18 protein-coding genes and 1 other annotated feature are annotated in these 18485 nt (G+C 34.3%); of the genes, 12 read left to right on the top strand and 6 right to left on the bottom strand.

What is annotated here, in order from left to right:
* Positions 1-7: 7 nt before the first annotated feature.
* A complete protein-coding gene (locus tag TY11_RS07360; protein ID WP_081755866.1) occupies positions 8-871 on the top strand; it encodes a 5'-3' exonuclease in 864 nt (287 codons plus the stop codon).
* A gap of 55 nt (positions 872-926) precedes the next feature.
* Here the strand turns inward: TY11_RS07360 and TY11_RS20645 are convergent, their stop codons facing one another.
* Entirely contained in the window at positions 927-1100 is a 174-nt protein-coding gene (locus tag TY11_RS20645) for a hypothetical protein (RefSeq protein WP_197025069.1), read from the bottom strand.
* Positions 1101-1329: 229 nt separating this feature from the next.
* Between TY11_RS20645 and TY11_RS19830 the strand changes: the two genes are divergently transcribed.
* The 3 genes from TY11_RS19830 to TY11_RS07345 all read left to right on the top strand — a co-directional run bounded on the left by TY11_RS19830 (position 1330) and on the right by TY11_RS07345 (position 3484).
* On the top strand, positions 1330-1992 hold the full coding sequence (locus TY11_RS19830; protein WP_052345774.1) for a CPBP family intramembrane glutamic endopeptidase: 663 nt from the start codon (positions 1330-1332) through the stop codon (positions 1990-1992).
* Between the two features lie 132 nt (positions 1993-2124).
* Positions 2125-2748: a CAP domain-containing protein gene (locus TY11_RS07350; protein ID WP_042144594.1), complete on the top strand. Its 624-nt coding sequence runs from the start codon at positions 2125-2127 to the stop codon at positions 2746-2748.
* A 79-nt stretch (positions 2749-2827) separates the two neighbouring features.
* Positions 2828-3484 (top strand): DNA alkylation repair protein, encoded by a 657-nt coding sequence (locus TY11_RS07345; RefSeq protein ID WP_369797402.1) that lies wholly within the window; start codon positions 2828-2830, stop codon positions 3482-3484.
* 22 nt (positions 3485-3506) lie between these two features.
* Here TY11_RS07345 and TY11_RS07340 read toward each other — a convergent pair whose 3' ends face one another.
* Positions 3507-3989: a ribonuclease H-like YkuK family protein gene (locus TY11_RS07340; RefSeq protein WP_042145236.1), complete on the bottom strand. Its 483-nt coding sequence runs from the start codon at positions 3987-3989 to the stop codon at positions 3507-3509.
* A 381-nt stretch (positions 3990-4370) separates the two neighbouring features.
* Here TY11_RS07340 and TY11_RS07335 point away from each other — a divergent pair, with 381 nt between their 5' ends.
* The 4 genes from TY11_RS07335 to TY11_RS07320 all read left to right on the top strand — a co-directional run bounded on the left by TY11_RS07335 (position 4371) and on the right by TY11_RS07320 (position 8281).
* Positions 4371-5774 (top strand): vWA domain-containing protein, encoded by a 1404-nt coding sequence (locus tag TY11_RS07335; protein WP_042144592.1) that lies wholly within the window; start codon positions 4371-4373, stop codon positions 5772-5774.
* Between the two features lie 44 nt (positions 5775-5818).
* Complete coding sequence (locus tag TY11_RS07330; RefSeq protein ID WP_042144590.1) at positions 5819-6538, top strand: hypothetical protein; 720 nt, start codon at positions 5819-5821, stop codon at positions 6536-6538.
* Positions 6539-6825: 287 nt separating this feature from the next.
* The gene (locus TY11_RS07325) at positions 6826-7041 is read left to right on the top strand and encodes a hypothetical protein (protein ID WP_042144587.1); all 216 of its coding nucleotides are present in this window, start codon (positions 6826-6828) and stop codon (positions 7039-7041) included.
* Between the two features lie 31 nt (positions 7042-7072).
* Positions 7073-8281 carry an MFS transporter gene (locus TY11_RS07320; RefSeq protein ID WP_042144585.1) on the top strand — a complete coding sequence of 403 codons (1209 nt, stop codon included), beginning with the start codon at positions 7073-7075 and terminating at the stop codon, positions 8279-8281.
* A 295-nt stretch (positions 8282-8576) separates the two neighbouring features.
* Here the strand turns inward: TY11_RS07320 and TY11_RS07315 are convergent, their stop codons facing one another.
* Genes TY11_RS07315 through TY11_RS07305 form a run of 3 tightly spaced genes read right to left on the bottom strand, consistent with a single transcriptional unit; the run spans position 8577 to position 12269 of the window.
* The gene (locus TY11_RS07315) at positions 8577-9653 is read right to left on the bottom strand and encodes a Ger(x)C family spore germination protein (protein ID WP_042144580.1); all 1077 of its coding nucleotides are present in this window, start codon (positions 9651-9653) and stop codon (positions 8577-8579) included.
* Positions 9646-10740 carry a GerAB/ArcD/ProY family transporter gene (locus tag TY11_RS07310; RefSeq protein ID WP_042144577.1) on the bottom strand — a complete coding sequence of 365 codons (1095 nt, stop codon included), beginning with the start codon at positions 10738-10740 and terminating at the stop codon, positions 9646-9648. Before TY11_RS07310 ends, TY11_RS07315 begins: the two co-directional genes overlap by 8 nt.
* A gap of 29 nt (positions 10741-10769) precedes the next feature.
* On the bottom strand, positions 10770-12269 hold the full coding sequence (locus tag TY11_RS07305; RefSeq protein WP_042144574.1) for a spore germination protein: 1500 nt from the start codon (positions 12267-12269) through the stop codon (positions 10770-10772).
* 151 nt (positions 12270-12420) lie between these two features.
* Here TY11_RS07305 and TY11_RS20995 point away from each other — a divergent pair, with 151 nt between their 5' ends.
* The 4 genes from TY11_RS20995 (at position 12421) to TY11_RS07290 (ending at position 17574) form a co-directional block, all read left to right on the top strand.
* Positions 12421-12555 (top strand): hypothetical protein, encoded by a 135-nt coding sequence (locus TY11_RS20995; protein ID WP_255342661.1) that lies wholly within the window; start codon positions 12421-12423, stop codon positions 12553-12555.
* Between the two features lie 264 nt (positions 12556-12819).
* Positions 12820-13034, top strand: a binding site (T-box leader).
* Between the two features lie 164 nt (positions 13035-13198).
* Positions 13199-15610, top strand: a complete 2412-nt coding sequence (gene leuS / locus TY11_RS07300; RefSeq protein ID WP_042144572.1) for a leucine--tRNA ligase — start codon at positions 13199-13201, stop codon at positions 15608-15610.
* 364 nt (positions 15611-15974) lie between these two features.
* The gene (locus TY11_RS07295) at positions 15975-16520 is read left to right on the top strand and encodes a sigma-70 family RNA polymerase sigma factor (protein ID WP_042144570.1); all 546 of its coding nucleotides are present in this window, start codon (positions 15975-15977) and stop codon (positions 16518-16520) included.
* Positions 16489-17574: a DUF4179 domain-containing protein gene (locus TY11_RS07290; protein WP_042144568.1), complete on the top strand. Its 1086-nt coding sequence runs from the start codon at positions 16489-16491 to the stop codon at positions 17572-17574. Before TY11_RS07295 ends, TY11_RS07290 begins: the two co-directional genes overlap by 32 nt.
* 554 nt (positions 17575-18128) lie before the next feature.
* Here the strand turns inward: TY11_RS07290 and TY11_RS07285 are convergent.
* Positions 18129-18485, bottom strand: a 357-nt coding sequence (locus TY11_RS07285) for an IS110 family transposase (RefSeq protein ID WP_042144526.1), incomplete at its 5' end; no start/stop codon positions are given.

Here is an 18485-nt window from a genome sequence, read left to right as displayed (position 1 = left end):
GAATAGATTGCAGCAATCAATTTTATTAGTAGATGGTATGGCCCTTTTATTTAGAGGATTTTTCGCAACATCAATTCGAGGTAACTTCATGAAAAATGAAAATGGGGTACCTACAAATGGTGTGTACCAATTTCTACGCTATTTTCTAAATGCGGTGGACACATTTCAACCAACACATGTTATTTGTTGCTGGGATATGGGAAGTAAAACATTTCGCACATCGATGTATGAAGATTATAAAGGTAATCGGTCAGCTCCTCCTGAAGAATTAATTCCGCAATTTGATTTAGTTAAAGAGGTTGTTGATGCATTTGATATGCCCAATATAGGAGTTGAAAATTTTGAAGCGGATGATTGTATTGGTACACTTGCCAAACAATTCTCTAAAGAGAATGAAGTGCTAATACTAACTGGTGATCAAGATATTCTTCAATTAGTTGAATCGGGAATTAGTGTAGCCATTATGAGAAAAGGTCAAGGGAATTATGATGTATTCACTGAGGAAAATTTTTATGAGAAGAAGGGACTTTACCCCAAACAAATAATTGACCTTAAAGGTTTAATGGGAGACACATCCGATAACTATCCAGGGGTTAAGGGTGTAGGGGAAAAAACAGCCTTAAAGCTATTACAAGAACATGAAACAATTGATTGTTTATTAGAGAATATTGATCAGTTACCTAAAGGTGTACAAACAAAAATAAAAGCAAATCTAGATATGCTTCATTTGTCCAGACGTCTTGCTGAAATTCGTTGTGATGTACCGATTGAAATCTCATTAGAAAAAGCGGGCTGGAAATACAACCGAGAAAAAGTAACTCAGAAATTTGAAGAATTACAAGTGAAAAATTTAATTAAACTTTTATCGTAGTACCGAAGTAAAAACCTGTATTGTATGACAATACAGGTTTTTACTTTTAATACTACTATTTACGTTTGTTGTTGTTACGATTGTTGTTGTTGCGATTATTATTATCGTTATTGTTGTTATCTAAATTATCATCATTTAGAAACTCATTCGCAAACTCAACATTATCATTATTATTGTTGTTATTATTGTTGTTGTTATTGTTGTTATTGCGATTTTTGTTATTCGCCATTTTCTACATACCTCCTATATTTTTTTAGTGAAAAGAACAAAGTAGTTCTATTTCACCTTACAAAATGTATGATACCCCGATTATATTTTTTAATTCATTTTTTTTACAAATTTACCCTTTTACTTTAATTATTTTTCTATTGTACATAAGAGTATCGATATGGGATAATCGTAATTAGATTCTGAAAAAAATATACAATTCACTCAAAGGTCATGATAGGGGAACTTTTATGGGGAAAAAATCAATTTATATTATCATAAGTACAATTATTACTTGTGGTTTTCTTGCCTTAATTGAACATGGTATTGAAATTAATTATTTAATAAAAACAGCGTTAAAAATATTTCTTTTTTACCTAAATATTCGAATTTACATTCTAATATTTAAGGATTTTCGATTTAGGGATGTTATTAGTATAGAGAAATTAACATTTAATGACTGGAAACGAATTGTTATTCTTGGGCTATCGTCTGCTGCAATCGTTCTAATTGCTTATTTAATATTTTTGCCATTAATAAATCTAGATGCCATAAAAACCGATTTAACGCAGCGTTTGGGGATCAGTGCTACTACATATTTTTTTGTGGGACTTTATGTGACATTTGGAAATTCCTTTTTAGAAGAGTATTTCTTTAGAGGATTTATCTTTTTTAATTTACCGAAAAAAGTAGGTTATATTTATAGTCCATTGTTATTTGCTGCTTATCATATTCCGATGATCGCATTATGGTTTAGTCCATTGATTATTGGGCTTTGTTTTTTCGGGTTGTGGATTATCGGTTTGGTATTTCATAAAGTTAATGAACGTAATCAAACGATTTGGACGTCTTGGATGATACATATTTGTGCAGATATTATGATAATTTTAATTGGATTAACATTGTTTTATTAACAGATCAGATTTAAGAAGGAACGTTAATTTTACCAAATTTTTACACCAGGGTAAATCTATGCATTACTATTGTTACATTAGAAACAATAGAAGCAGGGGATAACAATTTTACTAAATATGAGGTGACAAATTATGTTAAAGCGATTGATTCCCTTGCTCTTTGCGATATTGCTTGTATTTCCAATGGGAGCAAGTGCGCAAAATATCAAAATGTTTAATGAACCACCTTTTGATTACTATAAAGTTTCAAAAGGAGATTCGTTTTGGTTTATAGCAAAGCGATATGGGTTAGATTATCGTGAATTAATGCGATTGAATCCAAATGTCGTTCCTACAAATATGCAGGTTGGATCGGTAATTCGACTTCGCGCAACTGCTACTAGCCCAACTACCTTTGAGGAACAAGTTGCCCAGTTGGTGAACAAAGAGAGAGCTAAAAACGGATTATCACCATTGCTACACAGAGCTGATATTAAAAATGTTGCAGAAAAAAAAGCAATGGACATGATTAATTCCAACTATTTCTCTCATACTAGTCCGAACTATGGATCACCTTTCGATATGATGAGAACTTTCGGCATAAAATATCGAACAGCTGGAGAAAACATTGCCAAAGGGCAAAAAACTCCACAAGAGGTCATGAATGCGTGGATGAATTCATCAGGGCATAGGGCCAATATCTTAAATGCTAAATTTGACTCCATTGGTGTAGGTTATTACAATGGTGCATGGGTTCAAATGTTTACAGGATCCTAAAAGAAGTATTCAATGCTGAACGATTTAAAAGGTCCAATTTATGTATCAAATTGGACCTTTTATAATAGGAGGGAAGACGTTGCTGGAATGGTTAACTATAGAAACCGAAAAGAATCGCAATACAGAAAACGCAATGCAGATGGAAAAATATATGAAGAACCAGTTTACTTTTTTGGGGATTAAAACACCCGAACGCAGAAAAATTACAACACAACTTTATAAGGAAACAGGTTTACATAAGCAGCCTTTTAATTCTGATTTAGTATCAACATTATGGAATAAAGATGAACGAGAATATCAATATATAGCGCTGGATTATATCAATAAGCAACTTAAAAATTTTACGAAAGAACATCTGTTACTTTTTCAGAATCTAATTACGACAAAATCATGGTGGGATACAGTAGATATGTTAGCCCAAAAGCCAATTGGTAAAATCGCAGCAAAATCACCAAGTATTATCGATGAAACCATTGAGGATTGGTCTACAGATAAAAATATGTGGTTGAGAAGAACAGCACTATTATTTCAATTAAAATATAAAGAGAAAACAAAAGAAAAATTACTGTATGAATACATAAAAAGGAATGCAGACAGCAAGGAATTCTTTATTCAAAAGGCAATAGGATGGGCACTTCGAGAATATTCAAAAACAAATCCCATATCCGTTCGTAATTTTATACAACAAAACGAGCTACCAAAGCTCAGTGTTCGTGAAGGGAGTAAATATCTTTAATAAATATGACATTCCAATTTAATTATTTTGTGAACCGATTAGCATAGGAGCTTGCAACAAACGAGTCTGGTTTGATTTTAGGCTCTATACCTAATGATTCCATCCTTCCAACCATCTCGTTTACAAACACCCTTGTTTTATTTTTGTGAGAAGAACCAATATCAATATGCCCTTCAATTGTAAAGGATGATCCCTTATAGATATTGGGGAGAACGATATCGATTAATCGGGTCTTTTTTTCTTCTGTAAACATAGAAACTACTTCTTCTGTTAGGGTAGTTTCGTAGGATATTCGTTCATGGAGATTCATCATTTTTCTTGGTACGATTACTTTGCGTATACAGGCCCAGGCACCTTTGGATTCACGTTGAATAACAATCCCAGTTATAAATCTAGTGTAGGTTGGATGTACTTGAGAGTCGGTACCAAATATTAAACGGTATTGCCCGTTTGGTTCTTTCTCCATAAAACGTATAATATGTCCGAAAACCTCGTCGAAAGACATGCTCTTATGAGTTAAATTTTGAAAGCTAAAATCGAAAACCCTTAGTTTGGCCACAGTAGAAACCTCCTATAGTAACTCCTTATTCATTATTTTAGCTTAAGAATCCTATGACTATTCTTTAGTTTTTGTTAATTTTTTTAAAAATTGACTGTTTTTATTATTAAATACTAAATATCTCCTCCTATATTTTATTCCGGTACTAGTCGTTTTGTATCCATTAGAATCATCAATTTATTGATTGATATTTTGATTACGTATCCACATCGTATATGGTTAATAAGTCCTACTTATGTAAACTAATTAGTTATTTCGATATATTGACGAATACCTATTTTCACTCCAATCTAGATTGTAGAAATGGAAAATAAAGGAGTGCGGGTATTGCGAAATTATTTATTGATACTTATGATTGGTCTATTATTCGTAACTGCTGCATGTAGTCAAGATAATCAGACTATAGTAGAAGAACCTGTTGATGATGAAGAGCAGGTAAGAGATAAAAATCACCAAAAATCTGAAGTGGAAACCATGAAAGTTGAAATAGGAGAAATTGGTACCACAGAGAGCTTAGATAATATCAAAAATCAGCCTGTTGGAATTTTGGTAAATGATCTAACATTAGATAAAGAATTATCAACCGATACGGAAGAAGTACTTGATAGCTTAAATGAAGAATTACATAATCAATTGGTTAAAATCATAAATGAAACTAAGGATCCGAAAGTTATCGAAGGTGCTCTTATTAAACTATTAGGTAGTCCTAATTATAAAGAAGCAATTGAAAATGCAGAGGCTTTTCAGCCTGAGTTCGAGGTTCCATATCTTCCAAACCCTAAAAGAGTTAGTGAATCTGGTAATAGTGAAGAAATTGGTAAGGCAATTATATTACTAGATGCGAGTTCAAGTATGCTTTTAAGTGTTGATGGTGAGGTAAAAATGGACGTTGCAAAGGATGCAGTCATGCGATTTGCGGATGTAATTGGTCAAGAAAGTGAAGTTTCTTTAGTTGTATATGGACATAAAGGGTCTGAAGCCAATTCTGATAAGAAATTATCCTGTGAAGGTATTGAGGAAATTTATCCGATGGGTGCATACAACTCGGAATCATTCCAGGAATCACTATCTAATTTCGAAAGTAAAGGATGGACCCCACTTGCAGGAGCAATTAATAAGGCAACTGAGATGAGTGCTGAAATAGAAGGGACTATAACTGTCTATATTGTTAGTGATGGTGTGGAAACCTGTGATGGTAATCCAATTATCGCCGCAGAAGATTTTGTAAAGGAAAACGAAGATCGTTCAGTCAACATAATTGGATTTAATGTGGATAAAAAAGCAGAAGAACAGTTGACTGCTGTTTCTGCGTCCGGGAATGGAAAATATTATTCAGCTAATAACGCAGAAGAAATACAAGAGACGATTGAATACGAATGGTTACCTTCCATGGGAGAGTTAGCATGGGCTCATATGAAAGCACCTGGTCCATGGGAAATTTTAGCGGAGTACAATCGATATCGGGAAGAGCATAAAACAATTAGACAATTAATTGATAAAGAGAAAGAACGAATTGATGCTGCAATGAATATTATCATCACGAAAGAAATGGTATCACTTGATACATATAAAGAGATTGAGGAAATAATTTCTTCTCGATATAGTAGTAAAATAGAAATCTATAGAGAATTAGAATCTCAAAAAATCGAGGAAATAGATAAAATTGCTGATGAAATCAAAGACCGTGTATATCAGTGGATAGAAGAGATGGAAGAGCTTGTCTATGAATAATCGATAAATGGTTGATAAGTTTATAGTATGAGAGTGGTGACTGCATGAGAAAGGTTAGTTGGGTTGTTTTATTTTTGTGTCTTGTAATGTTAGTGGCTTGTGCACCAAAAAGTGGTAAAAGGAATGTTGATCTTGCATTGAGTGATTTAGAACACAAATATAAGGAAGAATTTGAATTTATTGAAGTAGTTGGGGTAAATAATGAAGGGTATGATGTGCTCTTAGTAGCTCCAGCATCTAATCTTGATATTCAGTTCCATGCTTACCTTTATCAAGGTGATGCCGGTGGGCTACCCACAATTGGTATGACAAACAATTATATAGATATTGCTTTTCTTCACTTTGCACCAGATCTGTACCAGAAACACTTTGGTATTTCTATTGACAAAGTAGAAGTACTAGATGATTATTTCAAATTTGTTGAAGAGGAGAATTATTCCAATTTAAGGAAATTCGATAAATTTCTAGCTACAACAGATTTTGTTATAAAAGATGTTAAACAAGAAAATATGGAAGAAATGTCTGAAAGGTTAGCAGATACGCTGCTTGATTTCTTAAATATTCATCCATTTAGCATGAGAAAAGTCGACGGTGGAAGTGCTTATGATGTATTTAGTATTGGTATTCCATACCAGTTAACCAAGGGAGATTACGATGAATGGCAAATGTTTGATGAGATATATTCAAGTTGGGTTGTCAATGAGGAAAATCCAGAACAAGCTGTTTATCAAGGATTTCTTTGGGATTTAGGGGAAAGTGAATAGTTTTCACATTAGATACTTTAATATACTAAAAATGCCGTTGATAATAGATATCTTACTTATAATCTAAATGAATAAAAATAATAATTCATGCGATCAACTTCTTGGTCGCTTTTTCTTTTGGATTTTACGTTAATTGTATAGGATTTAATAGTTCTTTTTAAAATTTCAAATCTAGATGACTACTTATAAAATTAGTAGAAATGGGCACTTAGAAATATTATGTGATATAGTATTTTAAGACTTATTAAATAACTTTAATAAGTCTTATAAATCAGGGGGTGACGATTTTGGGTCCTAATCCAGCAATTATTAACCCTCATACTATAATTTTTAATAGGGACGAAATCGAAAAAGAGGTATTAAACAAAATTACTGAAGTTAGTTCGAAATTTATCCCATCAGAACACCTCCCAGAACTTACTAGGAGTGATTGGAAGCAAGATTATTTATATGGATTACAAAGTCTTGGGCTTGAACTTATGTTAAATGAAAGAAATAAATGAAACAAGTTACTATTTTAGACGAGGTTAATATATGACAACTCTACTTTTAGTCATTATTTATTTGGCTTTTATCAGCTTAGGTTTACCCGATTCATTGTTAGGGGCAGCATGGCCTGCGATGCAATCGGACATTGTGGCTCCGCTTGAGGTTGGTGGAATTCTTTTTATGACCATTGCGGGTGGTACCATTATCTCCAGTTTGGTTAGTGGTAAGGTGCTTAAACAGTTCGGGACTGGAAAAGTTACACTTGTCAGCGTCACCATGACTGCTGTTGCATTGCTAGGATTTTACTTTGCACCATCTGTTGGTTGGTTAATTGTATGTGCTATCCCACTTGGATTAGGAGCTGGAGCAGTTGACGCAGGATTAAACGATTATGTGGCTACAAATTATAAGGCACATCATATGAGTTGGTTACATTGTTTTTGGGGAGTAGGAGCTACTCTTGGTCCTATCATTATGGCTCAGTTTATTTCAGGTGATACTTCTTGGCGTAATGGATATTTTGTTATTGCTTGCATACAGATATCATTAGTATTGATCCTTATTTTATCGTTACCTTTATGGAACAGAGTGACAAAAAACAGAAATACTACTATAGATGAAGAGACAAAGGATTCTAAGACTATCCATAATATTGAAGATAAGACAAATCTAAAACCTTTACAAGTGAAGGGAGTTAAACTGGCGCTATTATCCTTCTTATTTTATTGTGGGGTAGAAGCAACAATGAATCTTTGGGGAAGTAGTTATTTGGTAAATGTCAAAGGGTTAAGACCTGCAACTGCTGCTGGCTGGGTTTCCTTCTATTTTGCTGGAATAACAATTGGTAGATTGATAACAGGTTTTATCACGTTTAAAATGAATAACCGAACACTTATTCGCGGAGGGCAAATTTTAGCATTGACAGGTGCCTTTGTTCTACTTTTACCTTTGCCGTCGACTTTCTCACTAATAGGTTTTATCATAGTTGGACTGGGATTAGCACCGATATTTCCGTGTATGTTGCATGAAACACCAACACGCTTTGGAAAAAAACATTCTCAAACCATTATGGGCTATCAAATGGCGGTCGCTTATACAGGAACCACATTTATTCCACCTTTACTTGGTTTCACTGCATCCCATCTAACAATAGGAATCTTCCCAATTTGTATTGTTATATTTGTTGCAGCGATGATCCTAAGCTCCGAAAAATTAAATAGTGCACTGAAAAAAGCTACTACTAGTAAAGTTTAGATTAATAGAAATAAATAAATGCAAAACTCATTACAATTGTGGCAATAGAAGATTTGAAAGAATTGATTGAAGAGTTATATCGTCAAGATTCTGTTTGGAATCAACTAGGTCATTCATCTATACAAACAACTAAGATCTATACACACCTAACTAATGAAGGGAAATGCGGTTAATAATACTAGACCATCACTAAAGAGACCACATTTGTGTGAAAAATATAAAATGGACACAAATGTGATGTCATCTTATGTTTTTTTCACAATTTCATTGTCTTTTTGGACATAACCTCATCAAATTATTCTACAACCCCTTTTTCCAAAAGATTTACCTCGACATTAACAGTTATTTTGAGATCAGGGTAAAGTTCCTTCCATTTCTTTTGATCCCAGTTCCGAGTTCGGGTTCGAACTTCTTCACCAATTCCTAGCGGATCAATTCCTTTTTCTTGAAACTGCTGAATCATTTCCAGTGACTCTTGTTCAATCAATTTTTTAATTTCCTTCTCTAGATAAGTGATTTTTTCATTTTTTAGGGTACCATTTTGATATTCCAGAATACTTGACTTTAATTTAACATTTATTATTATTTCGGAATTTGTCAGCGGCTTCTGTATGTCGTATTTCCTTTCTGAACCTATATTATAAATAGAAATTTCTTCATCTTCATTCAGTTTTAGTGAGTATGAATCCTTGTTGCCTTTCCGTTCCAATAATATCTTGAAGATAAAGAATTGCTCTTCCTCTATTTGGCCAACCAATTTATCATTTTCAAACAGCCCGACTGCTGTTAGTTTTACTTGGCCGTCTTCTTGTTTAATTACAGGAAGGGCAGGATCAATCCCTTCCGCATAAAGTTTATATAAAAATTGATGAAGGTTCGTTTTATGGATCAAACCCGTTTCAATATTTTGCTCAATTAAATTTGATAGGTAAATGCCATTGTCCGGATTTCCATACTGTTTGCTCAATAATTCTTTTGGACTTCCATCAACTACAACCAAAAAGACATTAGAGCCAATTGATGGATCTCGCTGCAATGTATCCAAAAGGTTATTGATCCCTTTTTCTGCAGTCTTCCATTCATATAAAGTTACTTCAACTTTTCCACTAACAAATGGCTTTTCTGATTGTAAACTATGCTTATCTCGAACTTCTTTGCTTAAAGTGGAAGAATCCGTTATCGTTTCGCTTTTGATTGACTTATCGGTCTGAAAGCTGGGAAAAACAGTGGTAATCTCTAACGTGTCGTCCTCTATATACTCATATCCTGCAGCAGTTGATAATTGAATATCGTCTAAAATTCTTTGATCAATATTCATACATCCTGTAAGCAATAGAGTTAACAGTAGGCTTTGTAGGATTCTTTTAACCATTTCCGGATTTCTCCTTTCTTATTTTAGTTATGAAGAAAGATAGTATAGTAAGAAATGGTACATATAAGAAAATTAAGAATAACCCCAGAATGGACATATATTGATTGAGCTTTTCAATGCTTTCTCTGCCTTGTATCGCTACGGTTGAGCATAGTAAAATGAGTAAAGTGAATAGTATCACTTTTTGTGGCTTAAAATTGAACATCTTCTGAACGCCCTTTGTTGCAGCCCATACAGACAAACAAACATTTGGCAGAATAATTAAAATCCAAGATGTAATACCAATATACTCAAACCTTTCCACAAATGGAAGTTCCACAATTTTCCACATTGATAATGTTGCCCAAATCTGTTTACTAACTTGTTCTTCACTAAAAAAAGCAATGGTAATGATTAGTATGAATAAATAAATACCTAAAGTTAAAAAATTCCCTAAGTGAGCCCATTTTTGAGATTTTTTTGGATTTTTAATATACGGATAGTACATGAGCAAAGTGGAAAATCCCAAATAACCTAACATCATATCCTTTGTAGCAACAGAAAGTTCTTTTACGGAATGATTCCATATAGGCAGTAAATTTCGAAAATTGGCGTATTCGATTGGAAAAAAGAATGTTAGAAATATGTAGAAAGGGATGACAACCCCTAGAAAGCTAATGCCAGCAACAACTCGAAAACCGCCAGTAACGGTATAATAGACCAGACTTAATATGATGATGCTGAACATAATAATATTGATTAAAGGAAACACCCATACTTGAACTATTTCGATATAGCTCCTTAGTGCGATAAGCCCAATCATTAACCAATGTATAATCCAAATAAGGCTAAAAATTCCTCCAATCCATTTTCCAAACAAGTCCTTATGTATATCTATAAGGTCCTTTTGCTGCTTGTTTAATAACAGGTACATGACCATAATAATCGCATTCATCAATATACCCGCAGCAATAACAGCCATCCATGCATCATTTCCTGCCGACTTCATAATAGTACGCTGAAATCCTAACACGCCCACTCCCATTTGCACAGAATGAACTAAAAAAAATACGAGAAAAGGAGATATCTGCTTATGTTTTTCTTCCAAATTAACACCTCCATACTTTCTCTACTCTGTTATGGATCAACATTTTTCTTTGCTTTACTAGCACTATAACGCATGGTATCCTCCGTTTGTTCTTGAATTGGGCGCTTTGATTGGAGGGAAAAAGGTAAACGAATTAATGAATCTTTAAAATCCTGTACTCTTGGTGGGTAAAACGGTTCAAGAAACGGTCTGCCTAATGAAGTTAACCTTAATAAATGAATAAGTAAGTAACAAAAGCTAATGGCCACCCCTAGAAATCCCATATAATGGGCCATTAATAAAAATGGAAATCGTATTAATCGAATCGTATTACCCATTTGATAGACGGGGGTTGTAAAGGAAGCCAACGCCGCTAGAGCAACGATAATTAACAAAACATTACTAGTTAATCCCGCTTCAACCGAAGCGGTTCCAATTACAATACCACCCACGATACCAATGGTCTGACCAACCTTTGTCGGTAGTCTTGCGCCTGCTTCTCTTAATAGCTCAATGGCTAATTCTAAAACAAGTGCTTCCAGTATTGGAGGTAAAGGTATAGCACTTCTAGAAGTAACCAAGGTAGCCACCATATCCTTTGGAATTAATTCGTAATGATAAGTAAGAACTGCCACATAAATGGGTGTAGCTAAAATGGAAAATAATACAGCAAAAAACCGGACTAAACGAAAAAATGAGGCAACTAACCAATTTAAAAAGTAATCCTCAAATGCAGAAAAAAATTCAAAAATAGTAGTGGGGCCAATCAATCCGTGTGGTGCACCATCTACTAAAATCGCAATCTTTCCTTCCCCTATAGCCGAAGCAATCCTGTCAGGTCTTTCTGAGTCGATTAACTGGGGAAAAGGTGAATTCTGATTATCCTGGATTAATTGTGTGATAATGGAACTATCAGTTATTTGATCAAAATCTAAATCAGATAACCTTTGGATAACGGTACTGACATTCTCTTTATTAGCAATACCTTGAATATATAGAACCGAGACTCTTGTTTTTGATAATTTTCCAACGGTTAGTTCCTTTACTACAAACTCAGGAATCGGAAGTCTTTTTCGAACAAGATTAATATTCGTATCTAAGGATTCTACAAAAGACTCCTTTGGCCCTACTACACTAAATTCTACCTCCGGCAGGGAAACCTGACGTGTTTTATCAACATCTGATTTCACAAGCCCAAACTGGTTCAGGTTATTAACATCGAATATTAAGGTGTACCCTTTTAAAAGATTGTCTTTAATAATGGATGTATCGGAAGTTAGAATAACTTCTTCAATAGGCAGCAATGTTGGTAATGAAGAGATTACATCCAAGCCTTTTAGGAATGGAAGGACATCACGATGTAAAATCTCTGAATCAATTAGGGTTGAAAAATAACCGATAGAGAGAGAACACTTTTCAAACTGGCATGTAATGACATTAAAATCATTTGATGCGTTTAGCTGCTGAAACAGACTCTCTATGGATTCGTCTTTGTCATTCTCTTTTTCTATTCCCTTGGTTAACCTTCTTCTATGTCTCCATGTTCTCATCTAAATTCACCATCTATGTGTAGAAATCAAGAGTCTATTTTTTCTATTTTCTTCATTTATAGATAAGATATACCTTTAAATGTGCTGTCTTTTAGTATATGTTTTCCTAGAAGGCGCCTTTATAGTGAAAAGTATATTAAGGATCTATTGAGTGTCAATAAGTATTCCGTTACAGGTCCATTATGTGGCTATTGGTCGTAAAAATGAAAAAGATAGTGGTCAAAATCTTTACTTAGACGATTCACCTTCAAAAGAAGACAAATTGGGATATAAAGGAGTTCCATAATAAAACCTTTGATATAACTAACGTAGATAAGATATCCAGAAAACAAGTAAGTCTCATTGAAATAACTTGTAATTCCAAATAAGTTTTGATATCAAATATCATGAAAGCTTTATAATTGAACTCAGAATAGAATACGGTTCTCAAAATCTTGAAGTAACTTATGATTGCAAAGTTTGAATTTATGTGATTGAATCGGACTATTATAATAAAATTAAGAATATCTTGACAAATCCTGTTGTTTTCAGTAATATTCATTTTAATAGATAAATTGCGATGAGAAGGAGTAGTAGTAATTTGACTTGGGCCAAGAGAGGCAATGGTTGGTGAAAATTGCCCCCGAGTAATTTCGAACTCGCCTTTAATGCTGCAGAAGTGAACGTTAGTAGTTTTTGCCGTTAATCCGCGTTAAGGATACAAGTGAGCGAGTAATATCGTTAATTTGGGTGGTACCGCGTGAAAAATAGCTTCTCGTCCCTTAGTTGGGATGAGGAGCTATTTTTATTTGCCATAAAGGTAAAAAGACACTGCTATAGTTTATATACATTTGTCTGCCTTGAGCTTAAAGGATATTAGAAATTGTATTAGGTATGAAGGTTGGCTAAATAACATTATTTTATAAAAATAATAATTAGGAGGAAATAAGATGAGCTTCGATCATTATCAAATTGAAAAAAAATGGCAATCATATTGGCTTAAAAATAAAACATTCAAGACAAATACTTCATCTGATAAGCAAAAGTTTTATGCGCTAGACATGTTTCCCTATCCGTCAGGGGATGGTTTACATGTAGGGCATCCAGTTAGTTATACTGCAACAGATATTTTATCTCGAATGAAACGAATGCAAGGTTATGAAGTGCTTCATCCAATGGGGTGGGATTCTTTTGGTTTGCCGGCTGAACAGTATGCAATCGATACTGGTAATACTCCATCTGAATTTACGCTAAGAAATATAGCTACTTTTAAGCGCCAATTGCAAGATATTGGTTTTTCATATGATTGGGAACGTGAAATAAGTACTATGGATCCCAGCTTCTATAAATGGACTCAATGGATTTTCATTAAGTTATTTGAAAAAGGACTAGCGTACATCGATGAGGTTGCTGTAAATTGGTGCCCAGCACTCGGGACGGTTCTCGCTAATGAAGAAGTTATTGATGGTAAAAGTGAACGAGGAGGCCATCCAGTAATTCGGAGACCAATGAAACAATGGGTGTTGAAAATTACCGATTACGCTGACAGGCTTCTAGAGGATCTGGAAGAGCTTGATTGGCCAGAAAATCTTAAAGATATGCAACGTAACTGGATTGGACGGTCTGAAGGTGCAGAAGTTACGTTTAATATTGAAGGTCATGAAGATACATTTACCGTGTTTACTACTCGTCCTGACACGTTGTTTGGAGCTACTTATGCTGTTCTTGCACCAGAACATCCACTTGTAGAGAAAATTACTACTCCTCAACATATGGAAGCTGTTCAAAACTATTTGGATAAAGCCCAAACGAAATCCGATCTTGAGCGAACAGATCTAGCGAAGGATAAAACAGGTGTTTTTAGCGGTACCTATGCGATAAACCCAGTAAATCAAGAAAAAATGCCTATTTGGATTGCAGATTATGTACTTATATCATACGGTACTGGTGCAATTATGGCTGTTCCTGCACATGATAAACGCGATTTTGAATTTGCAAGCAAGTTTGATTTGCCAATTGTGGAAGTAGTAGCCGGTGGAGATGTTTCTGAAGAAGCCTACACAGGGGAGGGTGAGCACGTAAACTCAGACTTCCTTAACGGTCTAAATAAAGAAGAAGCAATTTCTAGGATGATTGAATGGTTAGAGGTGAAAGGCGTAGGGGAGAGGAAAGTAACATATCATCTCCGTGACTGGCTATTCTCTAGACAACGGTATTGGGGTGAACCGATTCCAGTGATTCATTGGGAAGATGGTACCATGACAACTGTTCCAGAGGAGGAACTTCCATTAATACTACCTGTCATGACAGAAATAAAACCATCTGGTACTGGTGAATCACCACTCGCCAATAGTGATTGGGTAAATGTAGTAGAACCGGTTACAGGTAAGAAAGGTCGTCGTGAGACGAATACCATGCCACAATGGGCGGGAAGTTGCTGGTATTTCCTACGTTATATTGACCCGAGTAACAATGAAAAACTAGCGGATCCAGAATTACTAGAAAAATGGCTGCCGGTAGATATTTATATCGGTGGGACAGAGCACGCAGTACTTCACCTGCTATATGCACGTTTCTGGCATAAATTCCTATACGATATTGGAGTGGTTCCTACTAAAGAACCTTTTGTGAAGCTATTTAACCAAGGAATGATTCTTGGAGATGGTAACGAGAAAATGAGTAAATCAAAAGGAAATGTAGTAAATCCAGATGATATCATTTCTTCTCATGGTGCTGATACACTTCGTCTTTACGAAATGTTTATGGGACCTCTAGAAGCTTCAGTATTATGGTCAACTAACGGTTTAGATGGGGCACGTCGTTTCCTTGACCGTGTATGGAGACTGATTATTAATGAAAATGGAAGTCAATCTAGTAATATAGTTGACGGTGCTGGTTTAGAGTTAGAAAAGGTTTATCACGAAACTGTGAAGAAAGTGACTGAAGACTTCGAGAATCTCCGTTTTAATACTGGAATCTCGCAAATGATGGTATTTATTAATGAAGTATATAAAGCAGAGAAACTTCCTAGAGAATATGCAGACGGCTTCGTAAAATTGATTTCACCAGTTGCTCCTCACTTAGCAGAAGAACTTTGGACTCAACTTGGTCATGAAGGAACGATCAGCTATGAGGCTTGGCCAACATACGATGAATCTAAGCTAGTTGAAGATGAAGTGGAAATTGTTGTACAAGTGATGGGTAAAGTTCGTGCGAGACTATATGTATCAAAAGATACCGCTAAAGTTGAGCTAGAAAAACTTGCACTAGAAAATGAAGCAATTCAAGAATGGATTGTAGGGAAGACAGTAAGAAAAGTTGTTGTTGTACCTGGTAAAGTAGTTAATATAGTAACGAATTAATGAGAAGAGGTTGCTGATTGAAAGCTTATCAGTAGCCTCATTTTTTAATGATATTTATAAGGAGAATGCAGTTTTTAACTTAAATATTATTCCAACTATATATAAATACACGCATAGATAACTAGAGAAATCATTAGGTTCTATATACAAATATAGGATATTATTGTGCAACTCGTCAATTAATCATCCTGACTAATACACAGTATATACCTTGTACTTTAGACTTTAGATAAGAAAATAGCTATTTAAAAGAACTAAAACGTATAAACAAAAGAGAGTTTTGACGTTTTTTTATGACTAATTAATATTTTTGAAACTTTTCATAACAGAAGTCTATCTAATGGTTAAGGAAGGGAGGAAGAAAATGAATCATATAAAACTTATAGAAAAAGCAAAATCTGGTGATGTAGAAGCATTTGAAGATCTATTGAAGTTGTTCAGTTACCAATTATATCGAACAGCATTTTTATATACAGGTAATCGTGAAGATGCTTTAGACATTGTGCAAGAAACGAGTTACAAGGCATTTGTAGCAATTAAGACATTAAAAAAGAATAAATATTTTTCTACTTGGTTAACCAGGATACTTATCAATTCTGCAAATGAGTTCTTAAAAAAGAAAAAAAGGGATATCCCACTGGCAAACGTAGAGCAATTTATCACACATCAAGAAGGAATTAACATAGAACAAATTGATTTAGTTAAGGGAATTAATAACTTGAAAAAAGCATACCGTGAAGTGATCATTCTATTTTATTTTCATGATCTTCCAATAAAAGAAATATCTAATGTGATGGACATCCCTGAAAACACGGTAAAAACTTATCTGCATAGAGGAAAAGAGCAATTAAAAATAAATTTAAAAGGAGCGGGCTACGTTGAAGGAAAAATACTTTCAGGAAATATATGAACAGATTGACGTTCCAAAAGAGGATGTCCAGAATTCTATTCGTAATGGAATTAAAAGGGCTGAGTTTAGTAGTAAGAAGAAAAAACGTTCATTAAGAGGTATAGCCGTTGCAGCTATTCTACTTGTTACTACCATTACTATGTTGAGTTTTTCTTTTCCTTCATTTGCAGAGAAACTACCGATTATCGGAACCATTTTTGAACTGTTCCAGGATGACGAGAAAAGATATATTTTTGATGAATATGAAAGCCACTCCACTTATTTAAATATGACAGAAGAAAGTAATGGTGTCAGCATTACCTTAACGGAAGCAGTTTATGATGGAGAAAATATCACCATAGCTTTTAAGATGGAAAGTGAGCATGATTTAGGAGAAGAACCCTTTATTGAATGGGATACTCCCCAAACAATAAGTACTGCCATGTTTAGTGGAAGTCAACTAATAAAAAAAATAGATGAAAATAAGTATGCTGGCATATTAATGTTCAATTTTGAAAAAGGACATCGCCCTGATACGTTTGATTTTACATGGGAAGCATATAAAATCGGTACATTTGATAAGGAAATTGATCAAACTCAATTAATAAATACAATCGAAGGCAACTGGTTATTTGACTTAACTCTAGATAATATTGGAAGTCAATCACAGGAGTTTGATAATTTGTTATCTACAGGGGATGGCATGGAAATAGAATTAAAAAATATAACTAGAACACCAATTTCTACAAGTTTTTACACCAAAGAAAAGGTTAGCAAAAACTTAAAAGAGTGGGAAGAGGAAAATTGGTCAGCTGTCATTTTTGATTATGAGTTGAAGGATAATTTAGGAAATGAATACACCGTAGTAACAAATGGTTCTTATGGAAATCATCAATACGTAATGAATGGAAGGTTTATGACTACAAATATCGCTGAAGAAGCAAAATCCATCATCATTACACCGATTGCAACTCCCTGGAAACAAGTAGATGAACCAGGCCGAAAATACGGTACTGGCATAGCACCAGCAAAGGAGCCATTCAAACTTAATCCTATTGAGGTTCAATTGGATTAGAATGAGACTCAAATTTTGAAAGAAATGAAGGATAAAGTAGGTGAGAAGCATCTCTTTTATCCTTCTTTATTTTACATCATAGATAAAGACATAAATCGGCATCTTTTAAGTTACTTATAAAAAGATATGAAAGAGAATTACAAAATTAAAGCTAGATTGTAAATAGAAACACTTAAATTAAACGGGTGCAAGAGTTTAAATAGGTGATCTCATTGGGTCGTCTTTTCTTATGGCAAAAATCCCAATACTACTTTTGGAATATTATGATAGTATTTAGATAAAGAAGTTATTAGCTAAAGGGTCAGTTTAGTTGAAGTAGGGAAAAAAATTAAGCAGGTAATTCAATTCAGAACTTTCTGAATCAGGTCATCTTATGTAACGGGTGCGTTAGTTAAATTTGATCAACTGCTTCTTGTACTAAACCAGCTAATAGTTGTCAATATTTTTCTCTAAAAATCTAAAATAGCTTATGATATACTAAATTTACGCATGCCAAATAACCCTCCTTTATTCTTTAATTGGAAGGTTTTGGTTTACTTGGTTAAGTTGTCAAATTAAGCAATATCTTGGAAGGTAGTGCTATTTTTCAATAATGCGTAAATCCAATGTAACAACTTGTTTGCACATGCTATTATGGCTACTTTATAAGGCTTTCCTTCATCTCGCTTTTTATCATAGAAGGCTCGTAACTTCTTGTTACGGGGGATGATTTCATCCGTTGTTTTCTGTTTACGAGAATCACGGATTCCTGAGCGAACTGCCATAAATAAGGCATGTCTTAACCGGCTAGATCCTCTTTTAGTGATTCGATTGACTGTTCCTTTGAATCGACCAGATTCATAGACTCTGGGATCCATGCCTGCGAATGCAACTAGTTTTTTAGGATTATCAAATAAATCTATTTCCCCAAT

Origin of the sequence: Paucisalibacillus algeriensis (genome assembly GCF_000577245.1) — a bacterium.
GTDB lineage: Bacteria > Bacillota > Bacilli > Bacillales > Amphibacillaceae > Ornithinibacillus.
The sequence above is the reverse complement of the archived record's forward strand: the minus strand, read 5'-3'. Positions and strand labels throughout refer to the sequence as shown.